The organism is Rathayibacter tritici (genome assembly GCF_002932875.1).
Classification (GTDB): Bacteria; Actinomycetota; Actinomycetes; order Actinomycetales; family Microbacteriaceae; genus Rathayibacter; species Rathayibacter tritici.
Window position 1 is genome coordinate 156,301 of sequence record NZ_PSWS01000058.1, and the last position, 16,020, is coordinate 172,320.

The following is a 16,020-nucleotide window of genomic DNA, read 5'->3' on the forward strand; positions in this document are numbered from 1 at the left end:
CCGAGAACTCAGGAGCGGGCCGAGAGCCCCGAAGCGACTCTCGCCCGCGGACCGACTCTCGCCCGCGGAGTGATGTGCGAGCCGAGAGCGAACAGCGCGGCCGATCCCAGCGGCCGGGACAGGCGAGGGTGAAGGCGGGTCCTATCCTGGACCGACGGGGCAGGCGCGATGTGCGCTTCCCGGACATCGAGCCGAACGCGGAGATCCTGCCTATGAACGTGATCACGGGGAACGTCCTGGTCGTGGCCTTCGAGGGCTGGAACGACGCCGGCGACGCTGCGAGTGGCGCGCTGAGGCTCGTCAAGGACGCCGGGGAGTACGTGCCCCTCTTCGCCGTCGACGCCGAGCAGTACTACGACTTCCAGTACACCCGCCCCCTGCTCTCCATCGGGGAGGACGGACGTCGCAGTCTTTCCTGGCCCGGCACGCAGATCTTCGGCCCCGCCGAGACCTCTGTCGACGCCGAGAGCGCCCTCTATTTGATGATCGGCACCGAGCCCTCGCGCAGCTGGAAGAGTTTCGCCGCAGAGGTGGTCGACGCGATGCTCGCGATCGACATCTCGGCGGTGGTCTTCCTCGGCGCGATGCTCGCGGATGTCCCGCACACCCGCCCGATCTCGATCTTCGCGTCGAGCGAAAACGGCGAACTGCGCAACTCGTTCGAACTCGAACGCTCCAGCTACGAAGGTCCGGTCGGCATTCTCAGCGTGATCGGCGAGGCCGCGCAGAAGGTGGGGATTCCGGCCGTGTCGATCTGGGCGTCCGTCCCGCACTACGTGCACAACGCTCCTTCGCCCAAGGCCATGCTGGCGCTGCTCGAGAAGCTCGAGGAGGTCGTCGGCCTGGCGATTCCCCGCGGGGACCTGGTCGAAGAGGCGGAGGAGTGGGAACGCGGCATCGACGCTCTCGCCGCCGACGACGAGGAGATGGCCGCCTACATCGCCCAGCTGGAGCAGGCACGCGATACGGTCGACTCCCCCGAGGCCAGCGGCGAGGCGATCGCGCAGGAGTTCGAGCGCTACCTCCGTCGCCGCGGCGACGGCCGGTCCGGCGAGGAGCCCTGGCGTCCCTAGTCTGCGCTGGTCCACCGGAGTAGCCGAGGGCTTTTCGCGCGCTCAGGCCGGGCGGACGCCGAGGAGGGCGTCGAGGGCGTCGCGCAGGAGCGACGGATCGTCCACTCCGTCCGCCAGCGCGGCGTCGACGACGGACAGCGCTCCCGGAGTGTCCAGATCCTCGGCCAGCACCTCGCGCAGACGCGCGAGCACCTCCAGGGCTGAGCGCGGGCCCTCGCCGGAGAGCGCCGCCTCCCACTGGGCCAGGCGAGCCTCGGCCGTCGGCAGGTCCTCGGGTAGCCACTCCCAGTCGGAGCGGTAGTGGTGCGCGAGCAGTGCGAGGCGGATCGCGCGCGGGTCCACTCCTTCGCTGCGCAGGCGAGAGACCAGCACCAGGTTGCCCAGCGACTTGCTCATCTTCTCGCCCTGGTAGGACACCATCCCGGCGTGCGCGTAGGCGCGGGCCAGCGGGCGACCGGACAGCGAGGCCGCATGGCCGGCGCTGAATTCGTGGTGCGGGAAGATGAGGTCGCTTCCGCCGCCCTGCAGGGTGAAGTCGGGACCGAGGCGGTCCAGCGCGATCACCGAGCACTCGATGTGCCAGCCCGGGCGCCCCCGGCCGACCTCGGCGTCCCAGGCGGGCTCGCCGGCACGTTCGGCGCGCCAGAGCAGCGGATCCAGGGGATCGCGCTTGCCGACGCGCTCCGGGTCGCCGCCGCGCTGGGCCGAGAACCGAGCCATCGACTCCGCGTCGAGGCCGCTCTCGCTGCCCAGGTGCCAGACGGCGCTCTCGGCTGCGGCGATGTCGTAGTAGAGGTCGCTCGCACCGTCCGCGGCCGCATCCCCAGCCGGGACGCGGTAGGCGACGCCGTCGCGCTCCAGTCGAGCGACCGCCTCCGCGATCGGAGCCACTGTCTCGGTGACGCCCACGTAGTGCTGGGGAGGCAGCACGCGCAGCGCCGCCATGTCGCCGCGGAACAGCTCGACCTGCTCCTCGGCCAGCTCGCGCCAGTTCACACCCGTGGCATTCGCCCGCTCGAGCAGCGGGTCGTCGACGTCAGTGACGTTCTGCGCGTACTCGACGGTGTACCCGGCGTCGAGCCAGACGCGCTGCACCGTGTCGAAGGCGAGGTAGGTGGCGGCGTGGCCGAGATGGGTCGCGTCGTAGGGGGTGATGCCGCAGACGTACAGGCCCGCCACTCCGGTCGGCGCAGCGAGCTCGACGGGGCCCGCGGTGGCGGTGTCGTACAGGCGCGGGGCGCTGCCCCGGCCGGGCAGGGCGGGGACGTCGGTGGCAGTCCAGGCGCGCATCTACGCGGCGATGAGGCCGGTGCCGAGCGCGACCATCAGGACGACTCCGAGCACGATGCGGTAGATGACGAACGGGAGGAAGCTGCGGCGCGAGATGTAGCTCATGAAGAACGCGATGACAACGAAGCCGACCACGAACGCGACGATGGTCGCGACCAGGGTCTCGAGCCCGCCGACCTGGACTTGGTTCGGCAGCACCTCCGGGTCGCTGATGCTCTTGTACAGCTGGTAGAGCCCGCTGCCGAACACCGCCGGGATCGCGAGAAGGAAGGAGTATCGAGCCGCCGCTTTGCGCTCGTAGCCGAGGAAGAGGCCGGCGGTGATGGTGCCACCCGAGCGCGAAACACCCGGAATCAGGGCGAGCGCCTGCGCGCCTCCGAAGATCAGACCGTCGCGGACGCCGAGGTCGCGCAGGCGGCGCTTCTTCGCACCGACCGCGTCGGCGACGCCGAGCAGAATGCCGAAGAGGATCAGAGTGGTGGCGACGACCCAGAGCGAGCGGAGTGTCGTCTCGATCGCGTCCTGGAAGACGAGCCCGAGCACGATGATCGGGAGGCTGCCGAGGATGATGAGCCAGCCCATCCGCGCCTCGGGGTCGGTACGCGGGACCCGGCCGATGAGCGAACGCGCCCAGCCCGACACGATTCGCACGATATCGCGCCAGAAGTAGATGATGACCGCGGTCTCGGTGCCCAACTGCGTGATCGCGGTGAATGCGGCGCCGGTATCGCGCCCGCCGAGACCGGGCAGCAGCTCGCTGACGATCCGGAGGTGGGCGCTGGAGGAGATGGGGAGGAATTCGGTCAGACCCTGGACGAGTCCCAGGATCAGCGCGTCGAGCAGGCCCATGCGTCACTTTCGAAGAGGGCTGGGGCGTCGTCGGCCAGCAGGCGGTCGGAGTCGGTGGGTGCTGACCCTCGGAGCACCGTCAGGAACTCAGCAGGAGATCGGTCAGGACCTTCCTGCCAAACACTAGTGCGTCCAGTGGGACGCGCTCGTCGACCCCGTGGAACATCGCCGGGAAGTCCAGCGATGACGGGAGCTGGAGTGGCGCGAACCCGTATCCGGTGATCCCGAGTGTCGAGAGAGCCTTGTTGTCGGTGCCGCCCGAGAGCAGGTACGGGAGCACTTCGGCGCCCGGATCAAACCGCCGCAACGAGGCGGCCATGCTCTCGACGAGGGGGCCGGCGAAGGGGACCTCGAGCCCGATGTCGCGGTGCTGCACCAGGATCTCGACGTGCTCGCCCGCAAGGACCGTGAGGCGTTCGAGCACTGCGTCCTCCTCGCCCGGGAGGACGCGCACGTCGATCGTCGCCTCCGCCGTGTCCGGAATGACGTTGGCCTTGTAGCCGGCCGAGAGCATCGAGGGATTCGCGGTGGTGCGCAGCGTTGCCGCGATGAAGCGCGAGGCGGTGCCAGTGGCGAGCGCGAGCTCCTCCGGAGTGCTGCGCTGGGGGTCGTGGCCGAGGAGGCGCGCGACCTCGTCGAGCAGCTCGCGCGTGGTATCGGTCAGGCGGGTGGGCCACTCCTCACTGCCGATGCGGGCGATCGCCTGCGCCAGACGGGTGACGGCGTTCGTGGCGTTGATCTGCGAGCCGTGCCCGGCCGTGCCGTGCGCACGGAGCGTCAGCCACATCAGCGCCTTCTCCCCCGTCTGGACGAGGTAGGCGCGCTTGCCCGCGAGTTCGATCGAATAGCCGCCGACCTCGCTGATCGCCTCGGTCGCTCCGGCGAACAGCTCCGGCCGCTCACGCGCCAGGTAGCCCGAGCCCCGCACGCCGCCGGCCTCCTCGTCGGCGAAGAACGCGATGACGAGGTCGCGGGAGGGACGCCGGCCCTCGCGGAGGATGTCGCCGAGCGAGGCGAGAATCATCGCGTCCATGTTCTTCATGTCGACGGCGCCGCGGCCCCAGAGCATCCCGTCCTTGATCTCGCCGCCGAACGGATCGACGCTCCAGTTGTCCGCGATGGCCGGCACCACGTCGAGGTGCCCGTGGACGACGAGGGCTCCGCGCTCGCGGTCCTCCCCCGTAACCCGCGCGACGACACTGGTGCGTCCCGGGTCGGAGTCGATCAACTCCGGCTCGAGGCCCAGGTCGCGCAGCTTCGCCGCGACGTACTCGGCGGCAGGGCGCTCGGGCTCGGCCTTCCCGTCGCCGTAGTTGCTGGTGTCGAAGCGGATGAGGTCGCGCGCGAGAAGCGCGGTCTCATCGAGGGTGGCGCCGGTCACGTCTGCACTGTCAGGCATGCCGGCAACGCTACCGGCGTGTGCCCGGCGGCGCTCGGACGATGGCGGCCGCGGCTGGCCTTCGAGGCCCCGGAACCGTGCTAATGTCGTCTTCGGCCGCGGAAACACAGGTCGGCAGCAACACTCGTCCGGGTGGCGGAAATGGCAGACGCGCTAGCTTGAGGTGCTAGTGCCCGTATAGGGCGTGGGGGTTCAAGTCCCCCCTCGGACACAGTGATCGGGCGACATACCGATCGGATCCCCTCGTCTCTCCTCGGAGAGGCGGGGGGATTCGTCGTTTCGGCGTCGCCCGCGCGCCCTCCTCCATGATCGGGGCAGCGTTCCCGAGCTAGGATTGACTCATTCGTCAACCGGGAGGCCGCGATGACGGCAGCACGACTTCTGCGCTCCGCCCGCTGGGGAGCGCGCTTGTCCCAGCGCGAGCTCTCCGAGACGTCGGACGTGGCCGAGGCCACACTCTCGCGCATCGAGAACGCTCGGCGGCAGCCTTCGGTGGACCTGCTGGAGCGGCTGCTCTCCCACACTCAGCACTCGATCGTGCTCGTGCCGACGATCCGAAAAGACGCGGCGACAATCGGGGCGGTCATCTCGGACGCGTTGAACCGTGACGATGTCAGGACCGCCTACCGGCAGCTCATCCAACTCGCCGACAATCTGGCCGACGTGCACTCCGCTCTCCGGGTCGGTCTCACGCTCGCCGAGCCCCCTCCCTTCGCCGACCCGGGCTGGGGTGCGGCACTCGCGGCCGTCGCCGCGTACCGGCTCGACGAGGAAGGCCTCCCTCGCGCCGAGTGGATCGACGATGCATCGCGCTTTCTCCCGGCGCCGTGGCAGCCGCCGACGGGCGGAGTCCGCACCCGGGTGGATGCGACGCGGGTCCCGGCTGAGTTCGCCAGGCGCAACGTCCTCATCGAGGCGGAAACGCTGGTGAGCGCGTAAGGGATCAGCTCAGCCGCGAGGACATTGTCGAGGGGCTGTCCGACGTGGTCGGGATCCTGGCGCGATCCCACCGGCCAGCCGGGATCCGAATCGTGGGCGGTGCAGCGATCGCGTTCTGGTTCGGCGACCGCCGACTCACCGACGACGTCGACGCGCGCCTGACCCCGGCCGAGGACATCAGAAGAGCTGCCGCTGTCGTCGCCAGAAAGCGGGGCTGGCCCCTTCTCTGGCTGAACCCGGACGCCTCGATCTTCTCCCCCGACTACGGCGAGACCGTGGAATGGACGACGATCCACTCGGCGAACGACATCGTCGTGGAGATCGCGTCGACTCGCGCGCTCCTGGCGATGAAGCTCCGGGCCAGTCGCCCGGGACGTGATGACGATGACATCGCTCGGCTCCTCGCACTTCACCGCATCGCCTCCGTCGAGGAAGCGGCGGAGGTGCACCGCTCCTTCTATCCAGGCGATGAACTGACCGATCGAGCGCTTCTCCTTCTCGAGGACATCCTCAGCGCAGGGGTCCCGGCGCTGCACGTGCTGACGCTGCCCACCATGGATCGCGTGGGGAACACCGCCGACGAGAATCAGTGACGGCCCTTCGCCCTGCTAATGCGGGATCGTGCGGCCGGTCGTGAGGACCCCCGGGCAGCCGGGCGAGGGGGACTGCCGCGACGCGCTGCGCAGCGGGCGCGCGGCGCTGAAGAGCCCGGCCACCTCGCCGGTACTGTCCCGACGCAGCTGGGCCGCGGCCAGTCGAACGCCCTGGAAGACGCCGCCTGAACACCTGCGCTGTGCCTGACGGCGCACCCTCGGCACTCAGTCCTCCGCGGGACGTGAGCCCGGAGAGGCGACGGACCGTCCCTGTTCGATGGTGTTCATGGCGCCGGCGAGCGTCTCCCGCAGGATCTGCACCTTCTGCCGGGCGAGATCGGCGTCGGTCATTCCTTCCGGCGGGACGAAGCCGAACGCCTCAGAGCGGCGCAGAGCCGTCTCGGGTGATCCCGAGTTACGCCGAACTCGAGCCTGCCGCCCAAGATGAATCAGTGGCGGCCGCCTCCTCCGCGATGTACAGCGGATACTCATACCGTACGTCGATGACACCGGTACCGATCTCGCTGCAGCAGCTGCGCGGTGATCGCCGCCAGGACCAGGACCAGGAACGGGACGCGAGCTGCGGCGCGAAATGGTACACGCGGACGTCGGCGCCGTCAGTGCCTGTCCTCTGCCACGTCGACGAACTCGATCGTCTAAGCAGAACGTCCCACGCGGTGTGGGTCACCGACCCCGGGACCGACTGATAGTGGCCGCACGAGAGGATGCTGATGCGCCGAACCATGCCCTCAGCATCCGCCGGTCTGCTGCTCTTCCCGCCGCTGGCGCAGGACAACCGATGATCCGCGACAGCTCCGCCGAGGAGTGCTCAATACTTGTATGGTGATCGCATCAGGTAGGCAGACAGAGAGGAGTGACGTGGGTCAGGTGATTGCGCCCCGCAGGGTGCTGCACGAGGGCGGCTCCCGTGATCGGCGGGAGCACGCTCGACAAGGCAGGCTGAGTCTCAGCAGGCGTCGAAATCAGCCGAGACGGAGGCCGAGACCTCGATGTCCTCGGGCTTGAGGGTGAGCGCCTCCTCCGCCGACGAGAACGCCGCGGCGCGGCTCATCAGGGCCGATCCGCCCTCGATGCGCGTGTGCGGGCGCAGCCCGGGCTCGAACAGCGTCAGCACCCGCACCTCGGAGAGCCCCAGGGCGGCTGCGTAAGCCTCCGCCCTCTCGCGGGCGTCGCGCACGGCCGCGGTGCGGACCTCGCGCTCGATGTCCGCCCGCCGTGCCGCCGTGACGGTCCAGTCGACCCCCGAGACCTCGACCCCCGGCACCTCGGATATCGAGCCGACCCAGCGTCCGAGCGCCGCGAAATCGCGGTATTTCACTCGGACGCCGGCGGCCGCCACCTGGAAGAGCTGGGTGACATCGGAGTCCTTCAAGTACCTGCGGATCGACGAGACCGAGATCTGATCGGAGGACCACCAGGTGGCGGCACCGGACGCCTGCTCGGCCGCGGCCTCCTCGCGGACCCGCGCGTGCAGGGCGGTGACCTCGGCGAGCGCCTGAGCACGCGAGCGCGACTCCCGGCAGATCTGGAGGCGAACCGTGCCCCGCTCCGCGGGATGGAAGTGCTGGGCGAGACCGGCAACGGTGATGGTGACCATCACTCCATGCTGCCGTACGCACTGCGTCAGTTCCGAGCTGCGATCATCGCCCGGATGTGCTCAGCCAGGACCCGCTCCGTGGCCAGATTGCTGATCAGCTGCGCGCAGTGTCCTTTGCACGCTCCAGGCAGAGGCTCTCCGCTGCGCGGATCGGTTTTGTCCCGCAAAGCTCGCTCGCTCTCAGCGATCGAGGTCTCGAGCAGCGCGAGCCGGCGTGCGAGACGCTCGGACTGGAAGCTCTCGTGCGAGATGCTGAACTCAGAAGCGTGGTCGGCAGTAGAAATGGGGACGCTCATTGGTCATCCGTTCCGTCGGGCGCCCAGGAGTGGCACCATCACCAGGAAGACGCCCGGGAATGGCGATCATGACGCGGAGGCGCGAAACGCACCGAAGGATGGCGCGCCTCCTACCGTCAGGGGCGGAAGACGGCGAGATTCTCGTTCTCGACGATGGCGAGGGTGCGCACGAGACGCGTGTAGCGCTCGACCAGCTCGCGCTCTCCTGCACCCTGACCCAGTAGCGCCGAAATGCTCTCGGCGGGGAAGAGCGAGACGATCTCCATCGCTACTGCCCGCGCATGCTCGGAGGAGAGGGTGCGCGCGTACTCGAGCGCACGGGTCAGCTGCGGCCGCTCCTCCGCCTCGGGGACCGTGGACGGTGACAGTGAAGCCGCATGACCGAGGACCGCCACGAAGACCCGGGCGATCTCGTCGACCCGGAGCGCGCGGACCAGTGTCAGCAGGCGCGAGGAGACCCGCGAGACACCGCGCGCGAGAAGCTCGCCGCCCAGGGCGCGCACCTCGATCACGTCACCGCCGCCAAAGTCGCCCGAGACGCGCTTAATACCCGAGGCGAACAGGCTCGAGCCGGCGGCGATGCTCCGCTCGGCCTCAAGGTTGATCTCGACGCGGCCACGGCCGGTGGCCACGCCGGAGATCCAACGCTGCTCCACAGGCGGATGCGCATGCACGGCACGGACAAGGGTGCCGGGGCCGGAGCCTCCCAGCGCACCGAGGATGACCTCGGGGGTGCGGGCGCCGGCAATCCGAGTCGAGACGCCGTTGTGCGCGGCGAGTTCGGCGGCCCGCAGCTTCGAGCGGATGCCTCCGCGGCCAGTGCCGCCCTTCTGCACGCCGATCCGGCGCAGTTCCGAGATGCCCAGCTCCTCCAGGTGCACGCCCTCGGCGATGCTGCCGGCGAAGACGCCGGGGACGTCGGTGAGCAGCAGCAGCAAGTCGGCGCCGAGAAGCATCGCCAGCCCTCCCGCGACGCCGTCGTTGTCCGAGCCGGCAGAGTCGATCGTGTCGTTGCCGTTGACCACCGGTACGACTCCGGCGTCGAGTGCGTGGCGGATCGCCTCCGCAACGTGGGACATCTGCCGGGGCGAGGCGAGGTCGGACTCGCCGATCAGGATCTGCGCGACCAGCGCGCCGGAGAGCTCGGCCACCGAGCGGTAGAAGCCCATCAGGACGGTCTGACCCACAGCCGCCGCCAGCCGTGCACTGATCGGCTCCTCCTGCGCACGGGCGAAGAGCGCGCGGCCGGAGGAGACGGCGCCGGAAGAGACGAGCACGACGTCCCAGCCGAGGGCGCGGGCGGCGAAAGCGCTCTCGAGCGCACTGGCGAGCAGGACCGGGTCGGGGCCGGACTGCTTGGTCACCGAACTGGAGCCCATCTTGACCACGAGAGTCCGCCGGCGAGGTGCGGCCGGGGCGGTGACGTCGAAGTCGGCGGGGTCGGGTAGGGCGTCGGACATGGCTCCCATGCTAGAGGCGCGGGAGGAGGCGGTTCCGCGCGGCGACGCGGCACAGGGGGCGGTGCGGGGATGTCGGAGGCGGGTGCGAGACTGCCGGGGCGGGCCGTGGTTCACTCCTCCACAGGGCGCTTTCCCGCCCGCTTCTGCACTGTTCCGAAACCGCCGCGGCGGATGTCGGTGGCGATTGACATACTCGAACACATGTTCGAACATGGGCAGATGAGCCCCCCTTCCCCCCTCGTCTCCGCGGAGACGGCCGAGGCCGCAGAGCCCCTTCTGCGACAGCTCGCGTCGGTGAAGGAGCTGCAGTCCCGGATCCGCGAGATGCAGGCGGCCACGCTCGAGACCTCGAGCCTCGCCACCCTGCCCGCTTTCTCCTCCGTGCTCCCCGGCGGCTCGCTCAAGCAGGGCGCGGCCTACTCGGTCGAGGGTTCGATGAGCCTGGCAATGGGGCTGCTCGCCGGCCCGTCGGCCGAGGGCTCATGGTGCGGCGTCGTGGGGGTTCCCGAGTTCGGGGCCGAAGCGGCGGCGGGCATGGGGATCGACCTCGAGCGGCTCGTGCTCGTGCCCTCGCCGGCCGAGCACTGGCTCACCGTCACCGCCGCTCTCATCGACGTCTTGACCGTCGTGCTCACCCGTCCGCCAGCCTCCGTCTCCTCGGCCGACGTCTCACGGCTCGGAGCACGGCTGCGGCAGCGGGGAGCAGCGCTCGTGGTCCTCGGCGAGTGGCCGCAGGCCGAAGCCCGGCTCAGCATCCGCAGCAGCCGCTGGGAGGGCCTCGGCGCCGGTCACGGCTACCTCCGCTCGCGCGAGGCGATGGTCGACGTGGTCGGCCGCGCGGGCACACGCGTCCGCACAGTGCGGATGAGCATGCCGGGCCTCGAGCACGCCTTCGGCTCCCAGAGCGAGCACGGCCGCCTGCGCGAACGGGCGGTCTGAGATGGAGAGCGCACCCGAGCTGCGGCGGACGATCCTCGTCTGGTGCCCCGACTGGCCCCTCCTCGCGGCCGCCGCCGAAGCCGGTCTCGGCGCCGAACGCCCCCTGGCCCTCACCGAAAAGAGCCTCGTCTTCGCCTCCTCCCCCGCCGCCCGAGCCGAGGGAGTGCGCCGGGGTATGCGCGTGCGCGAGGCGCAGTCCCGCTGCACGGATCTCGCAGTCCTGCCGTACGACCCGGTGCTCGATCACCGGGCTTTCGAGCCGCTGATGCAGGCGCTCGAGGAGATCACCCCGGGCGTCCAATTGATCCGGCCGGGCCTCTGCGCCATCCGCGCCCGCGGGCCGCGCCGCTACTACGGGAGCGAGCAGAGCGCAGCCGAGGCGATCCTGCGGCGGCTGGCCGAGCTGGGGCTGCCCGGCGCGCGCATCGGGATCGCCGACGGGCTCTTCGCCTCCGAGCTCGCCGCCAAGCACTCCGGCCACCCCGTCGCGATCGTCCCGGCCGAAGCGGCGGCCGAGTTCCTCGCCCCGCTCCCGCTCGACGCCCTCGAGACCGAGGCCGTCGCTGCTCCCGCCCGAGTCCCCCACCGCGGAGACGACCTGGTCGCGCTGCTGCGCAAGCTCGGGGTCCGCACCCTCGGCGCCTTCGCTGCACTCCCCCGCGAGGATGTCGCGGCCCGGTTCGGACCCGACGGGGCCCGGGCGCACCTGCTTGCAGCCGGAGCCGAGTCGGCGACGGTGGTGCCGCGGCTGCCGCCCGAGCGGCTCGACCGGGCGATGGACTTCGAGCCGCCGCTGGACCGCATCGACCAGGCCGCCTTCGCCTTCCGGGTTCCCGCCGAGGAGTTCGTCGCCGGGCTCACCCGCGCACAACTGGTCGCGACCGCCATCCGCATCGAGGTCGTCAGCGAACGGGGCGAGGTCTCTTCCCGGAGCTGGCTGCATCCGCGCTGGTTCACCCCGGGCGACGTGCTCGACCGGGTGCGCTGGCAGCTCCAGGGCAGCGGGGCCATCGACACGGGGCTCGGAGCGCCGATCTCGCGCCTGTGCGTCGAGCCCGAGGCCGTCGACGCGATCGGGAACCACGAGCAGGGCCTCTGGGGCACCGCTCCCGAGGAGCGCGTGCACCACGGACTGAGCCGCGTGCAGAGCATGCTCGGGCACGAGGCCGTCATGACCGCGTCGATCGGAGGAGGGCGTGCGCTGCGCGACCGTCAGCACCTGATCCCGTGGGGCGACCGCGAGCCCGGGGACGCGCGACCACGCGGCCTGCCCTGGCCCGGCTCGCTGCCACCTCCGCTGCCGCCGACAGTCTTCGCCGAGCCGGCCACGGTGCTCGTGCGGGGGCCACGAGGCGAGCCCGTCTCGGTCGACGAGCGGGGCGCCCTCAGCTCCGTACCCGCCTACTTCACTCCCGGCACCTCCCAGGCACGCCTGGAGCCCCTAGCGGGATGGGCCGGGCCGTGGCCCATCGACGAGCGCTGGTGGGACCCGGGCACGGCCGTCCGCTACGACCGCTTCCAGGTGGTCGACGCCGCCGGGGTCGCCTGGCTGCTGCTCTGCCTCGACGGAGTCTGGGCCGCCGAGGCCCGATACGACTGACGCGCAGTCACTTCCCCCCTCCATCCGCGAACGAGTACGAAGGAGCCCCGATGGGCTGGAACAACCCGCCGATCCCGTGGTCGGAGTTCGAGCGCCGCCTCTCCAGCGGCAGACGTGCCGACGGCACGGTCGTCCGCGGCGACGGCGGCGACAGCCCGGCTTGGTCGCACAAGCGGCCCGCTTACATGCCGGGCGACGACGTCCGCCCGCCGGCGCACACCGTGCCCTACGCCGAACTGCACGCCCACTCCCACTTCAGCTTCCTCGACGGGGCAAGCAAGCCGGAGCAGCTGGTCGAGGAGGCCGTCCGGCTCGGCATCGATACCCTCGCGCTCACCGACCACGACGGCCTCTACGGCATCGTCAGAATGGCCGAGGCCGCCCAGGGCCACGACGTCCGCACGGCGTTCGGGGCTGAGCTCTCGATCGGACTCACCTCGCCGCAGAACGGCGTCGCCGACCCGGAGGGATCCCACCTGCTCGTCCTCGCCCGTCGCGAGGAGGGGTACCACCGCCTCGCCCGCGCGATCACCACCGCCCAGCTCTCCGGAGCCGAGAAGGGTAAACCGAGCTACGAGCTCGAGGAGCTCGCCCGCGCGGCGGACGGGCACTGGATCGTGCTCACGGGCTGCCGCAAGGGAGCGGTCCGCCAGGCGCTCGCCGCCTCGGGCGAAGCCGCAGCCGAGCGGGAGGTCCGCGAGCTCGTCCGGCTCTTCGGGCCCGCCAACGTCCTCGTCGAGCTCTACGACCACGGTGATCCGCTCGCCTCGCGCTCCAACGACCAACTGGCGGGCATCGCCGAGCGCCTGCGGCTGCGGGTGGTCGCCACCGGCAACGTGCACTACGCCCGGCCGGAGGAACGCCCCCTCCAGACAGCGCTCGCGGCGGTCAGAGCGCGGCGGAGCCTCGACGAAATGGACGGCTGGCTGCCGGCGGCCGGCGGCGCCCACCTACGCTCCGGTGCAGAGATGACCGAGCGCTTCGCCCGCTACCCGGGCTCCGTCGAGAACACGGTGCGCATCGCCGACGAGATCGCTTTCGAACTCGGTCGTGTCCGTCCCCGACTCCCCCGCCAGCAGGTCCCCGCGGGACACACCTCGATGACCTGGCTGCGCGAACTTGTCCGGGAGGCGACGCCGACCAAATACCCGCACGCCGACGCCGACGTCCTCGCCCGGCTCGAAAAGGAGCTTGCGGTGATCGAGCAGAAGGACTTCCCCGGCTACTTCCTGATCGTCCACGACATCGTTCACTACGCCAAGCGCCACGGGATCCTCTGCCAGGGCCGCGGCTCAGCAGCGAACTCGGCGGTCTGCTATGTCCTGGGGATCACCGCGGTCGACTCGATCTTCTACGACCTGCCGTTCGAGCGATTCCTCTCCAGCATCCGCGACGAGGAGCCCGATATCGACGTCGACTTCGACTCGGAGCGACGGGAGGAAGTGATTCAGTACGTCTACCGGAAGTACGGGCGGCTGAACGCGGCCCAGGTCGCCAACGTCATCACCTACCGGCCCAAATTCGCCGTCCGAGACATGGCCAAAGCTCTCGGTTACAGCGCCGGGCAGCAGGACGGCTGGTCGAAGCAGGTCGAGCGATGGGGCTCGATCACTGAGAGCACCGATCACGACATCCCCGAGGACGTCGTTGCGCTGACCACCCGGGTACTCGGCACGCCCCGGCACCTGGGCATCCACTCCGGCGGCATGGTCCTGACCGACCGCCCGGTGGGCGAGGTCTGCCCGATCGAGCCCGCGCGGATGGAGGACCGCACCGTCCTGCAGTGGGACAAGGACGACTGCGCCTGGATGGGCCTGGTCAAGTTCGACCTGCTCGGGTTGGGAATGCTGGCCGCGCTGCAGTACACCTTCGACCTCGTCGCCGAGCACGTCGGCGAGAAGTGGGACCTCTCGACCATCCCGCGCGAGGAAAAGGGCGTTTACGACCAGCTCTGCCGCGCCGACTCGATCGGAGTGTTCCAGGTCGAGAGCCGCGCGCAGATGGGCACCCTCCCCCGGCTGCAGCCGCGACGCTTCTACGACCTGGTGATCGAGGTGGCGCTCATCCGGCCCGGGCCCATCCAGGGCGGTGCCGTCCACCCCTACATCCGCCGCAAACTCGGCGAGGAGCCGGTGACCTATCAGCACCCCCTCCTCGTCACCCCGCTCAAGCGCACTCTGGGTGTGCCGCTCTTCCAGGAACAGCTGATGCAGGTGGCGGTGGCGGTCGGCGACTGCAACGCGGAGGACGCCGACCTGCTGCGCCGGGCGATGGGCTCCAAACGCGGAACCGAGAAGATCGAGACGCTACGCGAGCGGCTCTACCAGGGGATGGCCCGCAACGGGATCACCGGCGAGGTCGCCGACGACATCTACCGTCGGATCCAGGCCTTCGCGAACTTCGGTTTCGCCGAAAGCCACGCGATCAGCTTCGCCCTGCTGGTCTACGCCAGCGCCTGGCTCCGCCTGCACTACCCCGCCGCCTTCACCGCCGCGCTGCTGAGGGCTCAACCGATGGGCTTCTACGCGCCGCACACCCTGGTCGCCGATGCGCGCCGGCACGGGGTCGAGGTCGCCTCGCCCGACATCAACCGCTCGCTGGCCCCGCCCGGACTCGAGGCACAGGAGGGCGCCTGCGTACGCCGACGGGGCGGCGCCGCCTACGGGAGCGACGACTGCCTCCGCGCCGACCAGCCCCCGACCGGGCTCTTCGAGCGCTCCGAGCACTTCCACACGGACAACCACCGGCGCGACAGCGGCTTCGTGATCCGACTCGGACTCGCCGGAGTGAAGGGCATCGGCACAGCGCTCGCCGCGCACATCGTCGCCGAGCGCGAGCGCGGCGGCCCCTACACGAGCATGGCCGACCTCTCGCGCCGGGTCGGCACGACCGCCGCCCAGCTCGAGGCGCTGGGCGCTGCCGGCGCCTTCGACTCGCTCGGGCTGCAGCGCAGGCAGGCGCTCTGGGAGGCGGGAACCGCTGCGGGCGACCGCGAGGAGTTCCTCGCCGGCTCGACGGTCGTCGTGCAGCCCCCGCTGCTGCCGATGCTGTCTGCGCAGGAGCGGGTCGTCTTCGATTTCTGGGCCACCGGGATCTCACCGGATGACCATCCACTGCGGCACCTGCGCGAGGGACTCGTCCGGCGCGGAGCCCGCTCCTCAGCCGACCTCCCCAGCACCCCGTCGGGCACCCGAATCGAGGTCGGCGGGGTCGTGATCCACCGTCAACGTCCCTCCACAGCCGGCGGAGTGACCTTTCTCAACCTCGAAGACGAACACGGGATCCTCAATGTGATCTGCTCCGTCGGAGTATGGAACCGCTACCGACGCGTGGCACGCGAGGCACCCGCCCTGCTGGTCAGGGGGATCCTCGAGCGCTCCGACGAGGGAGTGACCAACCTGCTCGCCGACCGGTTCGAAACCCTCACTGTCGGCGCGCGCACCACCTCACGCAACTTCCGATGACCACTGAGCGGCACCACCCGCTCGACCCACCAGAAAGCGACACCATGACGACCCTCGACCACGCCGCTCCCGCGCCGCACCTGGATACACCGCTCCTGAACGCACCGCTCCTGAACGACCGCGAGCTGCGCGAGCGCGTCTCCTCACTGATCGGGCCCGCCTACCGCCGCGCACTCTGGCCGATCTTCCTCGATCGAGACGGCGTGCAGCTGCCGATCCTCTACCCGGTCGACGGGCTGCCCGTGCACCCCGACGAAGAAAAGACCGAGCGGATCGTCGCCATACTCGCGAAGGCCGTCGCCCACCAGGACGTAGGCTCGATCGCCTTCGCCCTCGAGCGTCCCGGGCGGGCATTCCTCGGCGCGACCGACCGAGTCCTCGCCCGACACCTCGCAGCCGCCTGCCACCGGAGGGCGATCCCGTTGCGCGCGCTCCTGCTCGTCCACGACGAGGGCGTGCGCGTCGTGGCCGCGACGGAGTACGCCGCGGCCACGACATGA

At 70.4% G+C, this 16,020-nt stretch carries 14 protein-coding genes and 1 tRNA gene; 8 read left to right on the top strand and 7 right to left on the bottom strand.

Annotated elements, in window-relative coordinates:
- Positions 1–212 precede the first annotated feature (212 nt).
- Positions 213–1,073, top strand: a complete 861-nt coding sequence (locus tag C5D07_RS11150; RefSeq protein ID WP_068257226.1) for a proteasome assembly chaperone family protein — start codon at positions 213–215, stop codon at positions 1,071–1,073.
- Between the two features lie 42 nt (positions 1,074–1,115).
- On the opposite strand, the gene mshC is transcribed toward C5D07_RS11150, so the two are convergent.
- The 3 genes from mshC to C5D07_RS11165 all read right to left on the bottom strand — a co-directional run bounded on the left by mshC (position 1,116) and on the right by C5D07_RS11165 (position 4,611).
- Positions 1,116–2,363, bottom strand: coding sequence for a cysteine--1-D-myo-inosityl 2-amino-2-deoxy-alpha-D-glucopyranoside ligase (mshC, locus tag C5D07_RS11155; RefSeq protein WP_068253060.1), 1,248 nt, complete (start codon positions 2,361–2,363; stop codon positions 1,116–1,118).
- A complete protein-coding gene (locus C5D07_RS11160; RefSeq protein ID WP_068253057.1) occupies positions 2,364–3,212 on the bottom strand; it encodes an undecaprenyl-diphosphate phosphatase in 849 nt (282 codons plus the stop codon).
- Positions 3,213–3,291: 79 nt separating this feature from the next.
- On the bottom strand, positions 3,292–4,611 hold the full coding sequence (locus tag C5D07_RS11165) for a M20/M25/M40 family metallo-hydrolase (protein ID WP_068253054.1): 1,320 nt from the start codon (positions 4,609–4,611) through the stop codon (positions 3,292–3,294).
- Between the two features lie 126 nt (positions 4,612–4,737).
- Here C5D07_RS11165 and C5D07_RS11170 point away from each other — a divergent pair.
- The 3 genes from C5D07_RS11170 (at position 4,738) to C5D07_RS11180 (ending at position 6,143) form a co-directional block, all read left to right on the top strand.
- Positions 4,738–4,822 (top strand) — tRNA-Leu (locus C5D07_RS11170).
- Positions 4,823–4,974: 152 nt separating this feature from the next.
- Positions 4,975–5,550, top strand: coding sequence for a helix-turn-helix domain-containing protein (locus C5D07_RS11175; protein ID WP_068251843.1), 576 nt, complete (start codon positions 4,975–4,977; stop codon positions 5,548–5,550).
- Positions 5,551–5,642: 92 nt separating this feature from the next.
- A complete protein-coding gene (locus tag C5D07_RS11180) occupies positions 5,643–6,143 on the top strand; it encodes a hypothetical protein (RefSeq protein WP_146076652.1) in 501 nt (166 codons plus the stop codon).
- A 225-nt stretch (positions 6,144–6,368) separates the two neighbouring features.
- Here the strand turns inward: C5D07_RS11180 and C5D07_RS16265 are convergent, their stop codons facing one another.
- From C5D07_RS16265 to proB, 4 genes are all read right to left on the bottom strand, one after another.
- Complete coding sequence (locus tag C5D07_RS16265; protein WP_258061812.1) at positions 6,369–6,494, bottom strand: hypothetical protein; 126 nt, start codon at positions 6,492–6,494, stop codon at positions 6,369–6,371.
- A gap of 616 nt (positions 6,495–7,110) precedes the next feature.
- Positions 7,111–7,761: an SIMPL domain-containing protein gene (locus C5D07_RS11195; protein WP_068253049.1), complete on the bottom strand. Its 651-nt coding sequence runs from the start codon at positions 7,759–7,761 to the stop codon at positions 7,111–7,113.
- A gap of 26 nt (positions 7,762–7,787) precedes the next feature.
- Entirely contained in the window at positions 7,788–8,057 is a 270-nt protein-coding gene (locus tag C5D07_RS11200) for a hypothetical protein (protein WP_104259368.1), read from the bottom strand.
- 116 nt (positions 8,058–8,173) lie between these two features.
- On the bottom strand, positions 8,174–9,517 hold the full coding sequence (gene proB, locus C5D07_RS11205; protein ID WP_068253043.1) for a glutamate 5-kinase: 1,344 nt from the start codon (positions 9,515–9,517) through the stop codon (positions 8,174–8,176).
- Positions 9,518–9,736: 219 nt separating this feature from the next.
- Here proB and C5D07_RS11210 point away from each other — a divergent pair, with 219 nt between their 5' ends.
- The 4 genes from C5D07_RS11210 to C5D07_RS11225 are packed head-to-tail and all read left to right on the top strand — an operon-like array spanning position 9,737 to position 16,020.
- Positions 9,737–10,456: a hypothetical protein gene (locus tag C5D07_RS11210; protein ID WP_068257223.1), complete on the top strand. Its 720-nt coding sequence runs from the start codon at positions 9,737–9,739 to the stop codon at positions 10,454–10,456.
- Between the two features lies 1 nt (position 10,457).
- On the top strand, positions 10,458–12,056 hold the full coding sequence (locus C5D07_RS11215) for a DNA polymerase Y family protein (protein ID WP_068253040.1): 1,599 nt from the start codon (positions 10,458–10,460) through the stop codon (positions 12,054–12,056).
- 50 nt (positions 12,057–12,106) lie between these two features.
- On the top strand, positions 12,107–15,520 hold the full coding sequence (locus tag C5D07_RS11220) for an error-prone DNA polymerase (RefSeq protein ID WP_104259370.1): 3,414 nt from the start codon (positions 12,107–12,109) through the stop codon (positions 15,518–15,520).
- On the top strand, positions 15,517–16,020 hold the full coding sequence (locus tag C5D07_RS11225) for a hypothetical protein (RefSeq protein ID WP_146076651.1): 504 nt from the start codon (positions 15,517–15,519) through the stop codon (positions 16,018–16,020). Before C5D07_RS11220 ends, C5D07_RS11225 begins: the two co-directional genes overlap by 4 nt.

Excerpts from the sequence above, each read along its gene's own strand:
- C5D07_RS11150 (WP_068257226.1), top strand. The coding sequence starts at position 213 with ATGAACGTGATCACGGGGAACGTCCTGGTCGTGGCCTTCGAGGGCTGG.
- mshC (WP_068253060.1), bottom strand. The coding sequence starts at position 2,363 with ATGCGCGCCTGGACTGCCACCGACGTCCCCGCCCTGCCCGGCCGGGGC.
- C5D07_RS11160 (WP_068253057.1), bottom strand. The coding sequence starts at position 3,212 with ATGGGCCTGCTCGACGCGCTGATCCTGGGACTCGTCCAGGGTCTGACC.
- C5D07_RS11165 (WP_068253054.1), bottom strand. The coding sequence starts at position 4,611 with ATGCCTGACAGTGCAGACGTGACCGGCGCCACCCTCGATGAGACCGCG.
- C5D07_RS11175 (WP_068251843.1), top strand. The coding sequence starts at position 4,975 with ATGACGGCAGCACGACTTCTGCGCTCCGCCCGCTGGGGAGCGCGCTTG.
- C5D07_RS16265 (WP_258061812.1), bottom strand. The coding sequence starts at position 6,494 with ATGACCGACGCCGATCTCGCCCGGCAGAAGGTGCAGATCCTGCGGGAG.
- C5D07_RS11195 (WP_068253049.1), bottom strand. The coding sequence starts at position 7,761 with ATGGTCACCATCACCGTTGCCGGTCTCGCCCAGCACTTCCATCCCGCG.
- C5D07_RS11200 (WP_104259368.1), bottom strand. The coding sequence starts at position 8,057 with ATGAGCGTCCCCATTTCTACTGCCGACCACGCTTCTGAGTTCAGCATC.
- proB (WP_068253043.1), bottom strand. The coding sequence starts at position 9,517 with ATGTCCGACGCCCTACCCGACCCCGCCGACTTCGACGTCACCGCCCCG.
- C5D07_RS11210 (WP_068257223.1), top strand. The coding sequence starts at position 9,737 with ATGAGCCCCCCTTCCCCCCTCGTCTCCGCGGAGACGGCCGAGGCCGCA.
- C5D07_RS11215 (WP_068253040.1), top strand. The coding sequence starts at position 10,458 with ATGGAGAGCGCACCCGAGCTGCGGCGGACGATCCTCGTCTGGTGCCCC.
- C5D07_RS11220 (WP_104259370.1), top strand. The coding sequence starts at position 12,107 with ATGGGCTGGAACAACCCGCCGATCCCGTGGTCGGAGTTCGAGCGCCGC.
- C5D07_RS11225 (WP_146076651.1), top strand. The coding sequence starts at position 15,517 with ATGACCACTGAGCGGCACCACCCGCTCGACCCACCAGAAAGCGACACC.